We start from the raw sequence: 18,189 nt of genomic DNA, 5'->3' as shown, positions 1-18,189 counted from the left end.
TGAGCGTTGGCCGTCTTCCTGCAACTCGAATTATTTTGGGTATATTAATTTAATACTATTAACGATACAGCGGGGCTTGGCTAAATAGAGGGTAAGCCCTGAGCTGATAGGGAGATCGGGTAATGGCGGGTAAATCAGTAGAATTAACACCAGTGGTAGAGGCATCAGTTGCGTTTTCATTGCCTCACTTTGAGTTTTTGGTCTGTACCCGGCGTTATGAAGATGCGGGCAGATTATTGATACTGATGTTGGAGAAGCTAGATACCCAATATGGGCGCTGGGATGTTTTTTCTCTGAATAAACAGCCAATACAGCAACAAGAATATTATTGTAATCGCTTGGCTGCTGCTATCGGATGCTTATTTTCTGATCCCGGGTTTGTGATTTCAGAAACAGGTTTTCTTCAGCTAATCAACTTCCACCGTTGGATTGCGTTGATTTTTGCAGCATCGACTTTTGGTCACGCTGATCATGTGATCACTAACCTTAATGAAGCCGGAGAAGGGTGCTCACACCCGTTGCGATTCGAGCGAAATAACTTCCTTAAATTTTGTGTGATGTATTTACCCGAATCAGGTATTCCGCTGCAACCGGATATATTATGGCAATTTAATCCGCAGGCAACAGCCGCATTATTTCTGGCTTTATTATCCCCCCGAATTTTGCCGAGTGCGGCGGGGCATGAAAAGCGTGAGACTTTATTGGCGTGGTTACCTGAAAAACTCTTAACACTGATCAGTCTTGAGGGGTTACCTGAGCGTATTTTGCATGATGTGTATATGCATTGCAGTTATGCCGACATGGCGAAAAAACACACCATAAAGCGAAGTATTAATTTTCATTTACGTAAAACCATGCTCAAAAATGGATTATCTGATATGAATGAACTGCCACCATTGCGTAGCAAACCATTGATGTTAGTGATTTTAGAGTGGTTTAACAGTGGTCATTCTATCTATCGAACGCACTCCAGTACTCTGCGGGCAGCTCGTGAGCAGTTTTCGACTCATGGCGTGGCGATTGCAGAGGCAACAGATGATATTACCCGAAAAGTATTTGATGATTTCACTGAGGTTAGCCGAGCGGGGGCGGTCGAAACGATTATGGCGCTGGCACAACAGTTACGCCCGGATGTCATTTATTTTCCCAGTGTGGGGATGTTCCCGATGACGGTAGCGTTGACTAATTTACGACTGGCTCCCTTGCAAGTGATGGCGTTAGGCCACCCGGCAACCACCCATTCTGACTATATTGATGCCGTGTTGGTGGAGGAGGATTATTTGGGCGATATCGCGTGCTTCTCCGAGAAGGTGGTTTCTTTACCTAAAGATTGCCTACCTTATGTGCCGCCAGCCAATATCACTCAACCGGAACCCATACAGCAATTTATTCAGCGCGAAACGGTACATATTGCCGTTTGTGCTTCAGCGATGAAAATTAACCCTCGTTTTTTAGCCGCCTGTGCAGAAATAGCCTTGCGAGCGCCGTTGCCCGTCGTATTTCATTTTCTGGTTGGTTTTTGCTGGGGTATAACTCATCGGGTTATGGAAAAAGCGGTTAATGAGATTGTTACTTCAGCCAAAGTTTATGAACACTTAAATTATCAGAGTTATTTACAGGTAATTAATCAGTGCGATCTGTTTATTAATCCGTTTCCTTTCGGCAATACCAATGGCATCGTCGATACGGTGCGGCAGGGGTTGCCTGGTGTTTGTCTGAGTGGGGAGGAAGTCCATGAGCATATTGATGAAGGGCTATTTCGCCGTCTGGGTTTGGCTGAAGAACTGATTACACATAATGTGGAGCAATATATTACGGCGACGGTACAGTTAATTACGGATACAAACTGGCGCAATGGTCTACGCCGTCAGTTGTTACAAACTCAACCCGATAATGTGCTGTTTACCGGTAAACCCGAGCAATTCGGGCAGATCGTTCGTGCCTTGCTGGATAACGGCCATCAGGATGTGAATTAGTATGCTGAAATGGCAGGCCACAACTGCATGTGAGGATCCCGCGGAGGGGGAAGAACTTCATCGTTTGGTTGCCGATATCCCGATCGGCATTTTACAGCACATCACATTGAGGCGGCAGTTTTGGCGAACTGCCTGCGCTATCTATTTATTGGGATGTGGTTTTAGCTTATCTGATGTCAGTAACCGCATGTTATGGGATGAGAATCTCATCGATAAAAATGTGCGCGCCACTTTACAGCGATTACTCGGGGTGCAGGGTTTGCGCCTGTTATTGATGGGGCGCATTACGCAATCGGAAATCAGCCAAATATTACGGCAGACGGCACTTAGGCTGCTCTATTTCAGCCACTATTATGAATCAGATGCTGTCGCCAGTTATTTACAGCAGGGGCAGTCGTTACTCTCGGCGAGCGCCCAGTGCTCACCCTGTGAGTTGTTCCGAGGGCGAATTTCCCCAGGAGAGGTCGATGAGGTGCAATTGACGCTATTAATGGATATTGCCAAAGTGACTAAAATCTCGCTGCGGGCGGCACTGCACCGGCATCTGGTTGAAGGGGCTACGGAGGAGTGGGTCTGTTCAGTTTATAAGATGAACCAAGAGGATTTCTGGCAGAACATGCGTAAATTACATCGTCTAAATGAGCGGGTAGTGCAATTACTGCCATTTTATATTCGTCAGACTTCAAGTTGCATGTGCGTTGGCTGCCTTCGCTCCCCCCAGTCACTTACTGATGTAAGCCCCTCGTGATGCACTGAGTTGCGGCCTTCCTGCACCTCAAATTATTTTGGGCATATTTATCAGATAACCAGATGAAATAATTGCTGAATTAAGTGTTTTTTTATTAAACATAAAACTAAGCCTCCTTAATCGGAGGCTTAGTTGATTATTTCTATACTGATTATAAATAAGCTGGATACATCATGCGGCTTCAGTTTGCTGCTGTTTAGCTGGTTCTGTGGCTACGGTGTTTGCTGCCAAGGCGCTGGCGTCAAACTCATCCACATTAATAGAACGCAGACGGCTGTTTTCTGCTTTAGTCAGCAACGCGGCCTCTTCGGCGCTGATTTTACCTTCTGCCAAGGCTTGTTTAGCTAACTGATCCAAGCAAGTAAAGGGCAGGCTCTTACCCGCTTCTTTACTCAGGCGCTTGTGGATCGGTTCTGCGGCAATCACATCCAGTAAAGCCGCTTCCAATAACCCTACCGGGTTAAATTCACTTGGCGTCAGGTATTGACCACGGCCAATACGGCTACGGGTGGCTGATGGAACTTGCAGCAATTGCGCCAACTGGTGATCCAGATGATCGGACGGTGCCCGATGTACACGGCCAAATGGGAAGACTACGACGCGCATCAATCCAGCAATAAAGCTATTCGGGAAGTTACGCAGTAAGTCATCCAGTGCTTGTTCGGCCTGATACAGAGCATCTTGTACTCCCCAATGTACCAGTGGCAAGTCCTCTTTCTGACGGCCTTCATCTTCATAGCGTTTCAGTGTGGCAGATGCCAAATACAATTGGCTGAGGATATCGCCTAAACGGGCAGAGATACGTTCGCGACGCTTCAGGCTACCGCCCAGCACGCCCATTGAAATATCAGACAGCAAGGCCAAGTTAGCGCTCAGACGGTTTAGCTGTTGATAATAACGACGGGTGCTGTCTTTGACTGGTGCTGCACTGGTACGGCCATTGGTCAGGCCCAGCCAGAAACTACGAACCTTACTGCTACCGACGTGGCCCAGATGACCAAACAGAGCTTTATCGAAAGCGGCAACGTCATTGGATTGTGCCGCCGCCATCTCATCCAGAACAAACGGATGGCAACGGATGGCTCCCTGACCAAAGATAATCATACTGCGGGTCAGAATATTTGCGCCTTCGACGGTGATACCGATGGGTGCGCCCTGATAACCACGGGCCACAAAGTTGGCAGGGCCAAGGCAGATCCCTTTACCACCGGCGATATCCATGGCATCCATCACGGCGCGTTGACCACGGTGTGTACAGTGATATTTAACAATGGCAGATAAGACGGCCGGTTTCTCGCCCATCATAATGCCGCTGGTGATTAAGGTTGCTGCTGCATCCATCACATAAGTGTTACCGGCGATCCGCGCCAGTGGCTCTTCAATCCCTTCCATCTTACCGATGGAGATTTTGAACTGACGGCGAATATAAGCGTAAGCACCGATCCCCATCGCCACACTTTTCAGGCTACCAGTGGCATTGGAAGGCAAGGTGATTCCACGCCCCACCGACAGACATTCCACCAGCATCCGCCAACCTTGACCGGCCATTTGAGGGCCGCCGATGATGTAATCAATGGGGACAAAGATATCCTTACCTCGGGTGGGGCCATTTTGGAACGGTATATTGAGCGGGAAGTGACGATGCCCGATCTCCACCCCTGGGGTGCGGGTTGGGATCAGGGCACAGGTAATCCCCAAGTCTACCGTATCGCCCAGCAAGTGATCGGGGTCAGATAATTTGAATGCCAGTCCCAGAACTGTCGCGATGGGTGCCAGCGTAATATAGCGTTTGTTCCAGGTCAGGCGCATGCCGAGAATCTGTTTACCTTGCCACTCGCCCATACAGACAATACCAACATCAGGGATAGCACCGGCATCAGAACCGGCTTCCGGGCTGGTCAGTGCAAAGCAAGGGATCTCGTCACCCCGGGCTAATCTTGGCAGATAATGATTTTTTTGCTCTTCAGTGCCGTAATGTTGCAGTAATTCACCTGGGCCAAGGGAGTTTGGCACGCCAACGGTGATGGCCAGAATACCTGAGACCCCGGCTAGTTTCTGTAACACGCGGGCTTGAGCATAAGCGGAGAACTCAAGGCCACCATATTCTTTCTTAATGATCATCGCGAAGAAGCGTTTTTCTTTCAGGTAAGCCCATAATTCTGGTGGCAAATCAGCCAGTTCATGGGTTATCTGGAAGTCATTAGCCATACGGCAGGCTTCTTCAACTGGCCCATCGATAAAGGCTTGCTCTTCGGCGGTTAGTTGCGGTTTTGGATAGTTGTGTAATTTTTTCCAGTCAGGAGCCCCTCGGAATAGATCACCTTCCCACCAGGTGGTCCCTGCATCAATCGCTTCTTTTTCCGTACGTGACATGGCAGGCATGACGCTACGGAAAATCCGTAATGCTGGCGCAGAAAACAGTGACTTGCGCAGCGGCGTTAGGGTCAGCGGCAACAGAATAATCACCAGTGGTAATAATACCCAGAATGACCATAACTGCGATGCGCCCAAAGCGGCGGTGTAGACCAGAAGAATTAAACTGCTGAGATAGAGGTTCACTCGGTGATAGAACAACACACCAATAAGAACCAGCAAGGCAACAATGCTAAGAACTATCATAATGAAGCTCCTGAGATGTAAGAGGTCTGACCTGTTGAGTGATACATTTGTTTTAGTTCATCCCATTCTTTTTATCAATAAAATTACATGTTATTTACAACTCATCTCACAAACTGGTCGCATTAAAGAATAAAGCCTTCATGCTAATGCATCACAGTGCTTCTCGCTGTTTATGCTATCCGGTACACTGATTGAGGAAAAATATTGATGCTATAGGACACATAAAGAGGCCTTCATGTACCACGATTTAATCCGTAGTGAATTGAACGAAGCTGCAGACACGCTGGCAAACTTTCTGAAAGATGAGAGCAATATTGATGCCATTCAACGGGCCGCGGTATTGCTGGCTGACTCTTTCAAGGCGGGTGGCAAAGTATTGTCATGTGGTAATGGGGGGTCCCATTGTGATGCCATGCATTTTGCCGAAGAGTTGACGGGGCGTTATCGTGAAAACCGCCCCGGTTACCCCGCGATTGCAATTTCGGATGTCAGCCATCTGTCATGTGTCAGTAATGACTTTGGCTACGATTATGTTTTCTCTCGTTATGTTGAAGCTGTGGGTCGTGAGGGGGATGTGTTACTGGGCATTTCTACTTCAGGTAATTCTGGTAATATCATTAAGGCGATTGAGGCTGCTCGTGCTAAAGGCATGAAAGTTATCACGCTAACGGGGAAAGATGGCGGCAAAATGGCCGGTTCTGCGGATATTGAAATCCGTGTTCCTCATTTCGGTTATGCCGATCGTATTCAGGAAATTCATATCAAAGTCATTCACATCTTGATTCAGTTGATCGAAAAAGAGATGGTAAAAGCCTGATGTGCTGGGGTGATCAACAGCGATATTAATCAAGTCGATCACCTCAATCTTCTGTGAACATTCTGGTTACCTCATAAAGCGCCAAAGGTAATGCCTGTTTTATTGCTGGCTTGGTTGGATATTAGTTTACTGTTTGTCTATTAGATGACGGCTTGTTTATCAGAGGGCAGGTCATGTATCAGATGAGTCGCGGAGGTTGGTTATGTGCGAATTACTTGGGATGAGCGCAAATGTGCCCACGGATATTTGCTTTAGCTTTACCGGTCTGGTGCAGCGTGGTGGGCGGACTGGCCCGCATAAAGATGGCTGGGGTATTACTTTCTATGAAGGTAATGGCTGCCGCACGTTTAAAGACCCTCAACCCAGTTTTAATTCGCCGATTGCCCGCTTGGTGCAAGATTATCCGATAAAATCCTGTGCAGTGGTTTCCCATATCCGTCAAGCAAATCGGGGGGAAGTCGCATTAGAAAATACCCATCCCTTCACCCGTGAAATGTGGGGGCGTAACTGGACCTATGCACATAATGGTCAGCTTAAGGGGTACCGCCAACTGGAGACCGGGACTTTTCGGCCCATCGGCCAGACGGATAGTGAATATGCTTTCTGTTGGCTACTCAATCAATTAGCAAAACGCTACCCCCGAACCCCTGGTAACTGGCCTGCGGTATTCCGTTTTATTGCTAGTTTATCCGAGCAATTACGGGCCAAAGGGGTATTTAATATGTTGCTATCAGATGGCCGTTTTGTGATGGCATATTGCTCAACTAATCTCTACTGGATAACCCGCCGTGCGCCTTTTGGCAAAGCTACGTTGCTGGATCAAGATGTTGAGATCGATTTTCAGCAGCAGACCACACCTAAAGATGTGGTCACGGTGATTGCGACCCAGCCACTGACCGGTAATGAAACCTGGCACAAAATTGCACCAGGTGAATTTGCCTTATTCTGTCTTGGTGAGCGGGTCGGTTTTAATTAGTGCCAATTGCGATACTGGCGCACTAGTGAGCGGCGGCGGGCTTAACACATACTGCCCGTTGCTAACTGAAACGGGCGGTGGCATCCGGTTTTTGACAAAATAGGCATATCCCGGTTGCAGTTGACGCCAGAAGCTGGAATAGGACGAATTACGGTGGCGTTGCATATTTTGTTCCGTCATACGGAAGGGGTAGATACTGATATCCACTTTTTCCTGACCGAATATAAACGCTGTTTTCACGTAGTTAAATATCTCATCCATATAGGCATCGGTCATTGCATAACAGCCAATTGATTTACAAGCACCGTGGATCATCAGATATTTTCCTGAATACCCCTGCGACTTATCATAATCATTTGGAAAGCCAATATTAATGGCCCGATAAAACTGACTGTCGGGTTTTAAATGGCGCGTATTAATGCTGTAAAAGCCTTCAGGGCTTTTGAAATCCCCTTCACGGCGTTTCGGCCCAAGCCCTCCTGAGAATTCACAAATAGGATAGCTTTGCACCAAACGATACTCGCCTTGCAGCTTGGCATACAACTCCAGGATACGCTCTTCTTTGAATATCTGAATATAGACCGACGACCCCAGTAGTTGCTGTTTTAGCTCTTTGGATACTGCCACTGGCTCACTGGCTGAGCTGGTGAAGGATACCGCAGGCAAGCAAATTATCATCGCAAATAACAGCGCGATTTTGCCCATAATGATTCCCACTTAATATTGATATTAAAAATGCCGTTGATCCTAGGTTATAGCCGTAGGTTTTTTATAGGTGCAGATTATCAGTCAGAAATTTTTTAGCAATATATGTTTTGTATAAAATAAGTACAACATCGGTAAAAATGAATTAATAATACGATTTTACCGAGTATTCATAAAATTTAGCGATAAATTATTTGTGTTTGCTTGAGCTAAGTCACTGCATTTGCCAGACAGTATCAGCGGAAAATGCTAAAATCCCCCGCTGCTGGTGACCTGCTTGTGTAATGGCTGTTTCAGCTATTTTCACCCTCACATATTGAGTTCGGGTATCAGCATTAAATTTCAGCTCTCTTTCAGTTAAAGCGCATGATTCTCTGACAATCCAGTATTGCACCGCCGCTTAATTGAACAGTGGAAGTATCTCATCTTTACGTAGCTGTACGCTTCAGGGTTTATGTGCAGCATTTGATATCACTAATGAAGTCGTTTAAACCTATGATTAAAATAAAGAAAGGGCTAGATCTCCCCATTACTGGAGCCCCCGTTCAGACGATACAAGATGGTCCAGCGATTCATCATGTGGCACTGCTCGGTGAAGAGTATGTTGGTATGCGTCCTTCAATGTTGGTGCAAGAAGGTGACCAGGTTAAAAAAGGTCAGGCGCTGTTTGAAGACAAAAAGAATCCGGGCGTGTTGTTTACCGCCCCTGCCAGTGGCAAAGTCAGTGCTATCAACCGTGGTGAGCGTCGAGTATTGCAATCGGTGGTGATTGAAGTTGAAGGTGATGAACAAATCCCTTTCGAGCATTATACTGCTGATGAGCTTAATCAACTGAGCGATGAGCAGGTTCAACACCATCTGTTGTCATCCGGTTTATGGACTGCGCTGCGGACTCGCCCATTCAGTAAAACACCTATTCCAGGTAGCCGCCCGCGCGCTATCTTTATCAGTGCGATGGATACTCAACCGTTGGCGGCAGATCCGCAGGTTATCATTGCCACTGAATCAGAGGCGTTCAACCATGGTTTGACCGTATTGACGCGGCTGACGGATGGTAAAGTACACGTTTGCCATGCAGCAGGGCAGGCTGTGACCCGCCATACAAATACGCAAGTGACTTACAATGAATTCTCCGGCCCTCATCCTGCGGGTCTGGTGGGTACACATATTCATTTTCTTGAGCCAGTCAGTCAGACAAAAATGGTTTGGCATGTGGGCTATCAGGATGTAATTGCTATCGGTAAATTGTTCACCCGTGGTGAGTTGTGTACTGACCGTATCGTCGCTTTGGCGGGGCCGCAGGTGAATCAACCTATTTTATTGCGTACTCGTTTAGGGGCCAGCTTATCTGAACTGACCGCTGGTAAACTAAAAGAGGGTGATAACCGCATTATTTCAGGTTCAGTCCTCAGCGGTACCGCGTTCTCTGCTACCCATGGATATTTGGGGCGTTTTCATCATCAAGTCTCTGTTATCCGCGAAGGGCGTGAAAAAGAGTTATTTGGTTGGGTGATGCCGGGGCGCGATAAATACTCCATTACCCGCACGACACTGGGCCACTTCTTCAAGCGCAAATTGTTTGCTTTCTCGACTGATATGCACGGTGGTGAGCGCGCCATGGTGCCAATTGGCAACTATGAGCGGGTCATGCCACTGGATATCTTGGCGACCCATCTACTGCGTGATTTATTGGCCGGTGATACCGACAGCGCACAAGCACTTGGTTGTTTGGAGTTGGACGAAGAAGATCTGGCTTTGTGTACTTTTGTTTGTCCCGGTAAGTACGAATACGGTCCGGTACTGCGCGACATACTGACCCAGATTGAGCAGGAAGGATAACTGATGGGCCTGAAAAATTTTCTTGAGAAAATCGAACACCATTTTGAAGCTGGTGGGAAATTAGAAAAGTACTATCCGCTGTATGAAGCTGCCGCAACCATTTTTTACACCCAGGGTAAAGTGACGCCGGGTGCATCCCATGTTCGTGATGCTATCGATCTGAAACGGATGATGATTTTGGTGTGGTTCGCTGTATTCCCTGCGATGTTCTGGGGGATGTATAACGTCGGTTACCAGGCTATTCCGGCCTTAAACCAACTTTATAGTGGTGCGGAGCTGCAACAGGTTATTGCAGGTGACTGGCACTATCGGTTAGCACAAATGCTGGGGGCATCGTTGACTCCAGATGCTGGCTGGGCAAGTAAGATGCTCTTAGGGGCAGCTTATTTCCTGCCGATCTACGCGGTGGTCTTTCTGGTCGGGGGCTTTTGGGAAGTGGTCTTTTCCATCGTCCGTAAGCATGAAATCAATGAAGGCTTCTTCGTTACCTCGATTCTGTTCTCCCTGATTGTTCCCCCTACGTTGCCATTATGGCAAGCGGCTTTGGGGATCTCTTTCGGTGTAGTTATCGGCAAAGAGATTTTTGGTGGCACCGGGCGTAACTTCCTTAATCCTGCATTGGCTGGGCGCGCTTTTCTGTTTTTTGCTTATCCGGCACAGATTTCCGGTGACTTGGTCTGGACTTCTGCCGATGGTTTCTCTGGGGCAACACCACTGTCACAGTGGAGCGTTAATGGTAGCCACAGTTTGGTCAATACGGTTAGTGGGCAACCTATCACATGGATGGATGCTTTTCTGGGTTATATCCCTGGCTCCATTGGTGAAGTTTCCACGTTAATGATCTTGATTGGCGGTGCGATTATTATTTTTGGTCGCGTGGCGTCCTGGCGTATTGTTGCTGGGGTAATGATTGGGATGATTGCCACCGCTTACCTGTTTAACTGGATCGGTTCAACGACTAACCCTCTGTTTGCTATGCCGTGGTATTGGCATTTAGTCCTCGGCGGTTTTGCTTTCGGCATGATCTTTATGGCAACTGACCCGGTATCGGCATCCTTTACCAATAAAGGGAAATGGTGGTACGGCGGCTTGATTGGTGTGATGTGTATCTTAATCAGAGTAGCCAATCCGGCTTATCCGGAGGGAATGATGCTGGCGATCCTATTCGCCAACCTGTTTGCACCACTGTTCGACTATGTGGTTGTTCAGGCTAACATCAAACGGAGGAAAGCCCGTGGCGAGTGATAAACCAAGAAATAATGACAGCATTGGCAAAACATTGCTGGTGGTGGTGATTTTGTGTCTGGTGTGTTCAGTGGTCGTCGCCGGTGCTGCCGTTGGCTTGAAAGCCAAACAGCAGGAACAGCGTCTACTGGATAAGCAGCGTAATATTTTAGCCGTGGCCGGTTTACTGCAACCGAGAATGCCAGCCGAAGAGGTTCAGCAGGCGTTTGCGACACGGATAGAACCGCGCTTGTTGGATTTGCAAAGTGGCGAATTCCTCAAGCAAGACCCCGCCACTTTTGACCGTTCTCAGGCACTGCGTGATAACCAAATGAGTATTGCGCTGACACCTGCACAAGATATTGCCGGTATCCGTCGCCGGGCTAATGTGGTTGAAATCTATCTAGTGCGTGGTGATGGTGGGCAGATTAACAAAGTTATTTTGCCGATCTATGGCTCAGGTCTGTGGTCGATGATGTATGCCTTTGTTGCTATTGATACAGATGGTAAAACCGTGCGGGGAATTACCTATTATGATCATGGGGAAACGCCAGGACTTGGCGGCGAAATTGAGAACCCTATCTGGCGCAATCAATGGATCGGTAAACGGTTGTTTGATGACCAAGGGCAGCCCGCTATTCGCATCGTTAAAGGACGTGCCCCTGCCAATGATCCCCATGCGGTTGATGGCCTGTCAGGAGCAACACTGACCTCCAATGGCGTACAGAATAGCTTTGACTTCTGGCTCGGAGAAAACGGCTTTGGCCCGTTCCTGAAAAAAGTGCGCGAAGGAGCGTTAAAAAATGGCTGATAGCAAAGAGATTAAACGGGTCTTATTAAGCCCATTATTTGATAACAACCCGATTGCCTTACAAATCCTTGGGGTTTGCTCAGCACTGGCGGTGACCACTAAGCTGGAGACAGCATTAGTGATGACTCTGGCAGTAACGCTGGTTACTGCGTTTTCGAGTTTCTTCATCTCATTGATTCGAAATCATATCCCAAACAGCGTACGGATTATCGTTCAGATGGTCATCATTGCTTCGCTGGTGATTGTGGTAGACCAGGTATTACGTGCTTATGCCTATGAAATTTCCAAGCAGTTATCGGTGTTCGTCGGCTTGATTATTACTAACTGTATTGTCATGGGCCGTGCTGAAGCTTATGCGATGAAATCACCGCCAATTGAAAGTTTTATGGATGGTATCGGTAATGGTCTGGGGTACGGTGTAATACTGGTTCTGGTTGGTTTTGTCCGCGAACTGGTTGGCTCAGGCAAGCTATTTGGCGTGACAGTATTGGAAACCGTGCAAAATGGTGGGTGGTATCTGCCTAACGGATTATTCCTGTTGGCACCTAGTGCATTCTTTATTATTGGTCTGCTGATTTGGGGTCTACGGACCCTGAAGCCTGCGCAGATTGAGAAGGAGTAATTGACGATGGAACATTATATCAGTCTGTTTGTCCGCGCAGTATTTGTGGAGAATATGGCGTTAGCGTTCTTTCTGGGAATGTGTACTTTCCTGGCCGTCTCAAAAAAAGTGTCAACGGCCTTTGGCTTAGGCATTGCGGTAACAGTTGTTCTGGGCATCTCCGTGCCAGCCAATAATTTGGTTTATAACCTGGTTCTGCGAGATGGCGCTTTGGTTGAGGGGGTTGACCTCAGCTTCCTGAATTTTATTACCTTTATCGGGGTCATTGCCGCCATTGTTCAGGTGTTGGAAATGATCCTCGACCGTTATTTCCCTGCGTTATATAACGCGCTGGGTATTTTTCTGCCGCTAATCACTGTGAACTGCGCCATTTTTGGTGGCGTATCGTTTATGGCACAGCGTGATTACAACTTCCCTGAATCAATTGTTTATGGCTTTGGTTCCGGTATGGGGTGGATGCTGGCGATTGTTGCATTAGCGGGGATCCGCGAAAAAATGAAATATGCCAATGTGCCTGCGGGCTTACAGGGGCTAGGGATCACCTTTATCTCAACCGGATTGATGGCATTAGGTTTTATGTCTTTCTCCGGTGTGAACCTATAAAGGCAGGAATAATTCATGGAAATAATTCTGGGCGTAGTCATGTTCACCCTCATCGTGCTTGCGCTGACGGTGATGATTTTATTCGCTAAATCAAAATTGGTGAATACCGGTGATATTACAGTTGAAGTCAATGAAGACGAAGATAAAAGCTTTACTGCCCCGGCTGGGGATAAATTACTCAATATGCTGTCCAGCCATGGCATTTTTGTTTCTTCAGCCTGTGGCGGTGGCGGTTCTTGTGGGCAATGCCGTGTAACAATTAAAGAAGGTGGCGGGGATATTCTGCCCACGGAGCTTTCACACATTTCGAAACGGGAAGCAAAAGAAGGTTGTCGCCTGGCTTGTCAGGTCAATGTTAAACAGAATCTGAAAATAGAGTTGCCAGAAGAAATTTTCGGGGTGAAAAAATGGACTTGTGAAGTTATCTCAAATGATAACAAAGCCACCTTTATCAAAGAGCTGAAGCTGAAAATACCTGATGGGGATGTCGTGCCATTCCGCGCGGGTGGCTTTATCCAAATTGAAGCCGAACCTCATACCGTTAAATACGCCGATTTTGACGTGCCAGCCGAATATCGTGGTGATTGGGATAAATTCAACCTGTTCCGGTTTGAATCCGTGGTCACGGAGCCCACCGTGAGGGCTTACTCCATGGCAAACTACCCGGAAGAGCACGGTATCATCCTGCTTAACGTGCGTATTGCCACGCCACCGCCATCGGTACCAGAGGCACCACCTGGGATTATGTCTTCTTATATCTGGTCATTAAAACCGGGTGATAAAGTGGTTATCTCAGGTCCATTCGGTGAGTTCTTTGCAAAAGATACCGATGCGGAAATGGTCTTCATTGGTGGTGGGGCCGGTATGGCTCCAATGCGCTCACATATTTTCGATCAACTTAAACGGCTACATTCAAAACGTAAAATCAGCTTCTGGTATGGTGCGCGTTCGCGGCGTGAAATGTTTTATGAAGAGGATTTTGACCAGTTACAGGCTGAGAATGATAATTTCCGCTGGCACGTTGCGTTGTCTGATCCGCAACCTGAGGATAACTGGACGGGTTATACCGGCTTTATTCATAACGTATTGCTGGAAAATTACCTGAAAAATCATCCGGCTCCAGAGGATTGTGAATTTTATATGTGTGGTCCGCCGATGATGAACGCAGCAGTAATCAAGATGCTGAAAGATCTTGGCGTAGAAGACGATAACATTATGCTTGATGATTTCGGTGGCTGATCAGGCTATCACTCGGGAATTCACAGTGGTTGGGGCGATTGTGCGTAAGTATATAACACGTTGTTTAATGGTGGTGATAGGGGGCCTGCTACTGAGTGGTTGTGGCCCTGAGCAGGTCAGCCTTGAAGGCAAAACGATGGGAACCTCCTATTCTATTAAGTATGTGAGTGATTCATCAACGGCTGCCCCAGAGAAGTTACAGCAGGAAATAGACCTCATCCTTGAGGAGGTTAATGACCAGATGTCGACTTATCGCCCTCATTCTGAATTGAGCCGTTTTAATCAAAGCCGGGAGGTGAATAAACCTTTCCCTGTATCGGCAGCGACGGCCAAAGTGGTACAAGAGGCCGTCCGTATTAACCGTCTGACCGATGGAGGCTTAGATGTTACTGTGGGGCCGTTGGTCAATTTATGGGGTTTTGGTCCTGAAGGGCGCCCGGATATCGTACCTACCGAGGATGAAATTACTCAGCGTCGTGCGTGGGTAGGGATTGATAAGCTGGCAGTGGATAAGAATGCATTAATAAAACGTGTTCCTGAACTGTATGTTGATCTCTCTTCTATCGCCAAAGGCTACGGTGTTGATGTAGTGGCTGAATATCTGGAGGCGCAGAATATCAAGGACTATATGGTTGATATCGGTGGAGAAGTTCGCACCCGTGGTAACAATGGAGAAAATAAGCCTTGGCGTATTGCCATTGAAAAGCCAGTCGCGGGTTCTACACCACGTGCTCAGGAGATTATTGAACCGGGGCGGATGGCGGTAGCCACCTCTGGTGATTATCGTAATTATTTTGAGCAGGACGGTATCCGTTATTCTCATACTATTGATCCTGATACCGGGCGGCCTATTAACCACCGTTTAGTCTCTATCACTGTTTTAGACCCAAGCTGTATGACGGCGGATGGTCTCTCAACCGGGTTGGGTGTCCTTGGGCCAGAGCGGGGAATGGCATTAGCCAATTTACTAAGCATCCCGGTCTTGATGATCATCAAAACAGATGATGGGTTTGAAGAGCAGTATTCAGGTGCGTTTAAACCCTATCTACAAGCAAAACATTAGCCAGGAGGGGATATGTTGACTGTCTTTATCGCATCCTTTTTATTTTTTCTGTTAGCCATCGCGGGAATGTCGCTAGGTTATATCGTCAAACATAAAACCATACAAGGTAGTTGCGGAGGGATCGGGGCGCTGGGGATGGAGAAGGTATGTGATTGCCCAGAGCCTTGTGATTCGCGTAAAAAGCGGCTGGCGAAAGAGGCTGCACGTAAGAAGAAGCTAGATCAGCTTCGCATTCTATAAAGATACCCTTTGTCTTTGGCATTGCTGGGGGTAGCTATGTTCGCCCATCTGAATCACTTATTGGCCATTGCTCTTAAAATAAATAGACTCATAGGAATTCAGGATCTATTTTTTATCTGACAAGGCAAAGCCCCCGAACAACGCATCATTGTTCGGGGGCTTTGTTGTTCAATTATTGTCTTTTTAACTTTTTTGATTAAACAAGCGAATAGTTATCATGCTTAAATTCAGCGCCTATTTTTAATTCACATTCTCACTCTTACTGATTATTTCTTTAAACTGCGCTGGTGAATCCACCATGACACCATTTGCCTGTAATTCCTTGGCTTTCTTATAATCATCTTGGGTATTGATACCGAAAAGAATAATGTGTGCATTAGCATTCTTTCGGAAACAATCCATAGCCTCTTTATCCCAACTTAATATTGCGCTAGAGCGCCCTTCACCCAAGGTGTATTTTTCTACAACTTCAACTTTACGATGGAGTTCTAAGCCATACCAACGTTCTTTATTATCTGTTGGTAAGTCACATTGATGATCCATTGTGATATTGGCTAATACTGTTCTGGTGGTATCCCGGCTTTCAAAGCGTTGAACCTTATGAGAGGGGTCACTGCTTTTATTTACTGAATCCAAAGCATGCAGATAATCGTCATTGGTGGAGTAAACGCGGGTTCGTGTCAGGCGATTTTTCTCACCCTTAGAGGTTGCCATCAACGTTTTTTGTAGTGCTTTTGCCAAGACAATAGGGTCGGCATCGGGAGATTTAATATCGAGGTAGAAGGTTGTGTCTGGATATTTTTTTAGTACCTCATCAAGTGTGGGAATACTGAAGAGAGAGCCTGATGAGGGCTTGATATCATGCTTCTTGTTATAGGCAACACTCGCATCAATTTTTGCCAGTTGACTTGCAGTATAAGTGGAGACAGCCCCTGATTTATTGGTTAATTCCTTAAGATCAGAGGGGCGATACAATACAGGAATATTGTCTTTAGAAAGTTGTAATGTAATCCAGACAACGTCAGCGCCATTTGCCAATGCTTTACTAATGGCAGGAACGGTATTTTCAGGTGCATCGGCAGTACCTGCGCGATGTGCAATAATTTGTGGTGCTGGAAGAGGAGGGGTATGAGCGATAGCTGTAAATGTTGACGATAAAAGTAGGGTAGTCATTATATAATTTCGCATAATATAAAATTCCGATTCATTTTCTGATGATAAATCTTAGAGATGACTGTTAATCATATAACTAATGCTTTTCAGCTTTGTTGAATTTAAGGGTTTTTCATTAAATATAAGTGAAAGGGTGTTAAAAAAAGGAATAAAAAAATTCAATATGGTTATCTGCGTAATTTCATGGTGTTTTGATTAGGAGAATTGCTACCGCTCTCTTTGATTTGAAACCCAAAGTTTGTTGGATGATTCACTTCAGTTGGTTCTTCTCCTTGTATGAACTAATCGGTGCGACTATAGATTAGGATAATCTTGAACCCTTTCATTTTGACTGTATACTTATACAGTTGTTTGTTGGCGAGGGGGGATTTCATGCGAAAAATTATTCATATCGATATGGATTGCTTCTTCGCGGCAGTAGAAATGCGCGATGACCCACGCCTGCGTGATATCCCCCTTGCGATTGGTGGCAGTAAGGAGCGGCGCGGCGTGATCAGTACCGCTAATTATCCTGCCCGGCGTTATGGTGTTCGCAGCGCTATGCCTACGGCGATGGCGTTTAAACTATGCCCACAGTTAACATTGCTGCCTGGCAGAATGGCGGCTTATAAAGAGGCCTCACAGCATATTCGCGAAATTTTTGCCCGTTATACCCCATTGATTGAACCACTGTCACTGGATGAGGCCTATCTGGATGTTTCTGATAGCCTTGCGTGCGGTGGCTCTGCAACATTAATAGCCCAAGAGATCCGCCAGTCCATTGCTAATGAGCTGAACCTGACAGCCTCCGCGGGGATTGCCCCGATAAAATTTCTTGCCAAAATCGCCTCAGATCTGAATAAACCTAATGGTCAGTATGTGATTACACCGAATCAGATCCAACCCTTCCTACAGGATTTACCGCTGAGTAAAATTCCCGGAGTTGGAGCCGTCACCGCCAAACGTTTACAAGCGGTGGGGTTGATAACCTGTGGCGATATACAAAAATATCCGTTGGCAGACTTGTTAAAACATTTTGGTAAGTTTGGCCGCGTATTGTGGGAACGTAGTCACGGTATTGATGAACGTGAAATATCCCCAGATCGTCTACGTAAATCCGTTGGTGTGGAGAAAACACTGGCCGAGGATATTTATGACTGGGAAAGTTGTGAGGCGCTGATCGAAGAACTCTATATTGAACTGGAAACACGTTTGCGTAAGATAAAACCGGACCTGCACATTGCCCGGCAGGGCGTTAAGCTGAAATTTCATGATTTTCAGCAAACCACGCAAGAACATGTATGGCCGGTGCTGAATAAAGCAGATTTACTGCAAATTGCCCGCGCCGCATGGAATGAACGGCGCACCGAGCGGGGAGTGCGTTTGGTAGGGCTGCATGTTACGTTGCTGGATCCACAACTTGAACGGCAATTATTGCTTGATTGGGGCTAGCTACCGTGCGGTCTAAGCCGCACTCACTTGCCCGAATCACTGACGTATACCAGCTCATCGGGCTTTGCTTGTAACAGTAATTATTTTGGCTATAAAGCCGCTT

The 18,189-nt window shown here is 46.8% G+C and carries 17 protein-coding genes; 13 read left to right on the top strand and 4 right to left on the bottom strand.

The features are described 5' to 3' along the window. Window positions 1–122 precede the first annotated feature (122 nt). Window positions 123–1,976 carry a hypothetical protein gene (locus AC971_RS06975; RefSeq protein ID WP_025382768.1) on the top strand — a complete coding sequence of 618 codons (1,854 nt, stop codon included), beginning with the start codon at window positions 123–125 and terminating at the stop codon, window positions 1,974–1,976. Between the two features lies 1 nt (window position 1,977). Then, complete coding sequence (locus tag AC971_RS06970; protein WP_025382769.1) at window positions 1,978–2,724, top strand: PapB/FocB family fimbrial expression transcriptional regulator; 747 nt, start codon at window positions 1,978–1,980, stop codon at window positions 2,722–2,724. Window positions 2,725–2,895: 171 nt separating this feature from the next. On the opposite strand, the gene fadE is transcribed toward AC971_RS06970, so the two are convergent. Continuing rightward, window positions 2,896–5,343 carry an acyl-CoA dehydrogenase FadE gene (gene fadE, locus AC971_RS06965; RefSeq protein ID WP_025382770.1) on the bottom strand — a complete coding sequence of 816 codons (2,448 nt, stop codon included), beginning with the start codon at window positions 5,341–5,343 and terminating at the stop codon, window positions 2,896–2,898. 235 nt (window positions 5,344–5,578) lie between these two features. On the opposite strand from fadE, the gene lpcA reads away from it, so the two are divergent. Together lpcA and AC971_RS06955 are read left to right on the top strand one after the other, a co-directional pair. Continuing rightward, a complete protein-coding gene (gene lpcA, locus AC971_RS06960) occupies window positions 5,579–6,160 on the top strand; it encodes a D-sedoheptulose 7-phosphate isomerase (protein WP_025382771.1) in 582 nt (193 codons plus the stop codon). Window positions 6,161–6,362: 202 nt separating this feature from the next. Then, entirely contained in the window at window positions 6,363–7,136 is a 774-nt protein-coding gene (locus AC971_RS06955; RefSeq protein WP_025382772.1) for a class II glutamine amidotransferase, read from the top strand. Here the strand turns inward: AC971_RS06955 and dpaA are convergent. Together dpaA and AC971_RS25070 are read right to left on the bottom strand one after the other, a co-directional pair. Next, a complete protein-coding gene (dpaA, locus tag AC971_RS06950) occupies window positions 7,101–7,841 on the bottom strand; it encodes a peptidoglycan meso-diaminopimelic acid protein amidase (RefSeq protein WP_025382773.1) in 741 nt (246 codons plus the stop codon). The two genes, AC971_RS06955 and dpaA, sit on opposite strands and share 36 nt — an antisense overlap. A 214-nt stretch (window positions 7,842–8,055) precedes the next feature. Beyond that, the gene (locus tag AC971_RS25070) at window positions 8,056–8,235 is read right to left on the bottom strand and encodes a hypothetical protein (RefSeq protein ID WP_071825476.1); all 180 of its coding nucleotides are present in this window, start codon (window positions 8,233–8,235) and stop codon (window positions 8,056–8,058) included. Between the two features lie 101 nt (window positions 8,236–8,336). On the opposite strand from AC971_RS25070, the gene AC971_RS06945 reads away from it, so the two are divergent. From AC971_RS06945 to nqrM, 8 genes are read left to right on the top strand one after another with little or no spacing between them, the layout of a single operon-like run. Then, entirely contained in the window at window positions 8,337–9,680 is a 1,344-nt protein-coding gene (locus AC971_RS06945) for a Na(+)-translocating NADH-quinone reductase subunit A (RefSeq protein WP_025382774.1), read from the top strand. A gap of 3 nt (window positions 9,681–9,683) precedes the next feature. Further along, window positions 9,684–10,925 (top strand): NADH:ubiquinone reductase (Na(+)-transporting) subunit B, encoded by a 1,242-nt coding sequence (locus tag AC971_RS06940; protein ID WP_002208716.1) that lies wholly within the window; start codon window positions 9,684–9,686, stop codon window positions 10,923–10,925. Next, window positions 10,915–11,715, top strand: a complete 801-nt coding sequence (locus tag AC971_RS06935) for a Na(+)-translocating NADH-quinone reductase subunit C (RefSeq protein WP_025382775.1) — start codon at window positions 10,915–10,917, stop codon at window positions 11,713–11,715. The genes AC971_RS06940 and AC971_RS06935 overlap by 11 nt, the downstream gene beginning before the upstream one ends. Continuing rightward, window positions 11,708–12,337 (top strand): NADH:ubiquinone reductase (Na(+)-transporting) subunit D, encoded by a 630-nt coding sequence (locus AC971_RS06930; RefSeq protein WP_002208714.1) that lies wholly within the window; start codon window positions 11,708–11,710, stop codon window positions 12,335–12,337. Before AC971_RS06935 ends, AC971_RS06930 begins: the two co-directional genes overlap by 8 nt. 6 nt (window positions 12,338–12,343) lie before the next feature. After that, window positions 12,344–12,940, top strand: a complete 597-nt coding sequence (gene nqrE, locus AC971_RS06925) for an NADH:ubiquinone reductase (Na(+)-transporting) subunit E (RefSeq protein WP_025382776.1) — start codon at window positions 12,344–12,346, stop codon at window positions 12,938–12,940. Window positions 12,941–12,955: 15 nt separating this feature from the next. Further along, on the top strand, window positions 12,956–14,179 hold the full coding sequence (gene nqrF / locus AC971_RS06920) for an NADH:ubiquinone reductase (Na(+)-transporting) subunit F (protein WP_025382777.1): 1,224 nt from the start codon (window positions 12,956–12,958) through the stop codon (window positions 14,177–14,179). 40 nt (window positions 14,180–14,219) lie between these two features. Next, a complete protein-coding gene (locus AC971_RS06915; protein WP_072081397.1) occupies window positions 14,220–15,242 on the top strand; it encodes an FAD:protein FMN transferase in 1,023 nt (340 codons plus the stop codon). Window positions 15,243–15,254: 12 nt separating this feature from the next. Beyond that, entirely contained in the window at window positions 15,255–15,482 is a 228-nt protein-coding gene (nqrM, locus tag AC971_RS06910) for a (Na+)-NQR maturation NqrM (RefSeq protein ID WP_025382779.1), read from the top strand. Window positions 15,483–15,722: 240 nt separating this feature from the next. Here nqrM and AC971_RS06905 read toward each other — a convergent pair whose 3' ends face one another. Then, window positions 15,723–16,655 carry a glycerophosphodiester phosphodiesterase family protein gene (locus AC971_RS06905; RefSeq protein ID WP_231572998.1) on the bottom strand — a complete coding sequence of 311 codons (933 nt, stop codon included), beginning with the start codon at window positions 16,653–16,655 and terminating at the stop codon, window positions 15,723–15,725. Window positions 16,656–17,027: 372 nt separating this feature from the next. Between AC971_RS06905 and dinB the strand changes: the two genes are divergently transcribed. Next, window positions 17,028–18,086 (top strand): DNA polymerase IV, encoded by a 1,059-nt coding sequence (dinB, locus tag AC971_RS06900; RefSeq protein WP_025382781.1) that lies wholly within the window; start codon window positions 17,028–17,030, stop codon window positions 18,084–18,086. Window positions 18,087–18,189 lie beyond the last annotated feature (103 nt).

Origin of the sequence: Yersinia similis, from assembly GCF_001053095.1 — a bacterium.
GTDB classification, from domain to species: Bacteria; Pseudomonadota; Gammaproteobacteria; order Enterobacterales; family Enterobacteriaceae; genus Yersinia; species Yersinia similis.
The sequence above is the reverse complement of the archived record's forward strand: the minus strand, read 5'-3'. Positions and strand labels throughout refer to the sequence as shown.

Bases quoted from the DNA above. Each gene is read 5' to 3' on its own strand.
- AC971_RS06905 (WP_231572998.1), bottom strand. From the start codon at position 16,655: ATGACTACCCTACTTTTATCGTCAACATTTACAGCTATCGCTCATACC.
- AC971_RS06955 (WP_025382772.1), top strand. From the start codon at position 6,363: ATGTGCGAATTACTTGGGATGAGCGCAAATGTGCCCACGGATATTTGC.
- AC971_RS06970 (WP_025382769.1), top strand. From the start codon at position 1,978: ATGCTGAAATGGCAGGCCACAACTGCATGTGAGGATCCCGCGGAGGGG.
- nqrF (WP_025382777.1), top strand. From the start codon at position 12,956: ATGGAAATAATTCTGGGCGTAGTCATGTTCACCCTCATCGTGCTTGCG.
- lpcA (WP_025382771.1), top strand. From the start codon at position 5,579: ATGTACCACGATTTAATCCGTAGTGAATTGAACGAAGCTGCAGACACG.
- AC971_RS06945 (WP_025382774.1), top strand. From the start codon at position 8,337: ATGATTAAAATAAAGAAAGGGCTAGATCTCCCCATTACTGGAGCCCCC.
- AC971_RS06940 (WP_002208716.1), top strand. From the start codon at position 9,684: ATGGGCCTGAAAAATTTTCTTGAGAAAATCGAACACCATTTTGAAGCT.
- dinB (WP_025382781.1), top strand. From the start codon at position 17,028: ATGCGAAAAATTATTCATATCGATATGGATTGCTTCTTCGCGGCAGTA.
- nqrM (WP_025382779.1), top strand. From the start codon at position 15,255: ATGTTGACTGTCTTTATCGCATCCTTTTTATTTTTTCTGTTAGCCATC.
- AC971_RS06930 (WP_002208714.1), top strand. From the start codon at position 11,708: ATGGCTGATAGCAAAGAGATTAAACGGGTCTTATTAAGCCCATTATTT.
- fadE (WP_025382770.1), bottom strand. From the start codon at position 5,343: ATGATAGTTCTTAGCATTGTTGCCTTGCTGGTTCTTATTGGTGTGTTG.
- AC971_RS06975 (WP_025382768.1), top strand. From the start codon at position 123: ATGGCGGGTAAATCAGTAGAATTAACACCAGTGGTAGAGGCATCAGTT.
- dpaA (WP_025382773.1), bottom strand. From the start codon at position 7,841: ATGGGCAAAATCGCGCTGTTATTTGCGATGATAATTTGCTTGCCTGCG.
- nqrE (WP_025382776.1), top strand. From the start codon at position 12,344: ATGGAACATTATATCAGTCTGTTTGTCCGCGCAGTATTTGTGGAGAAT.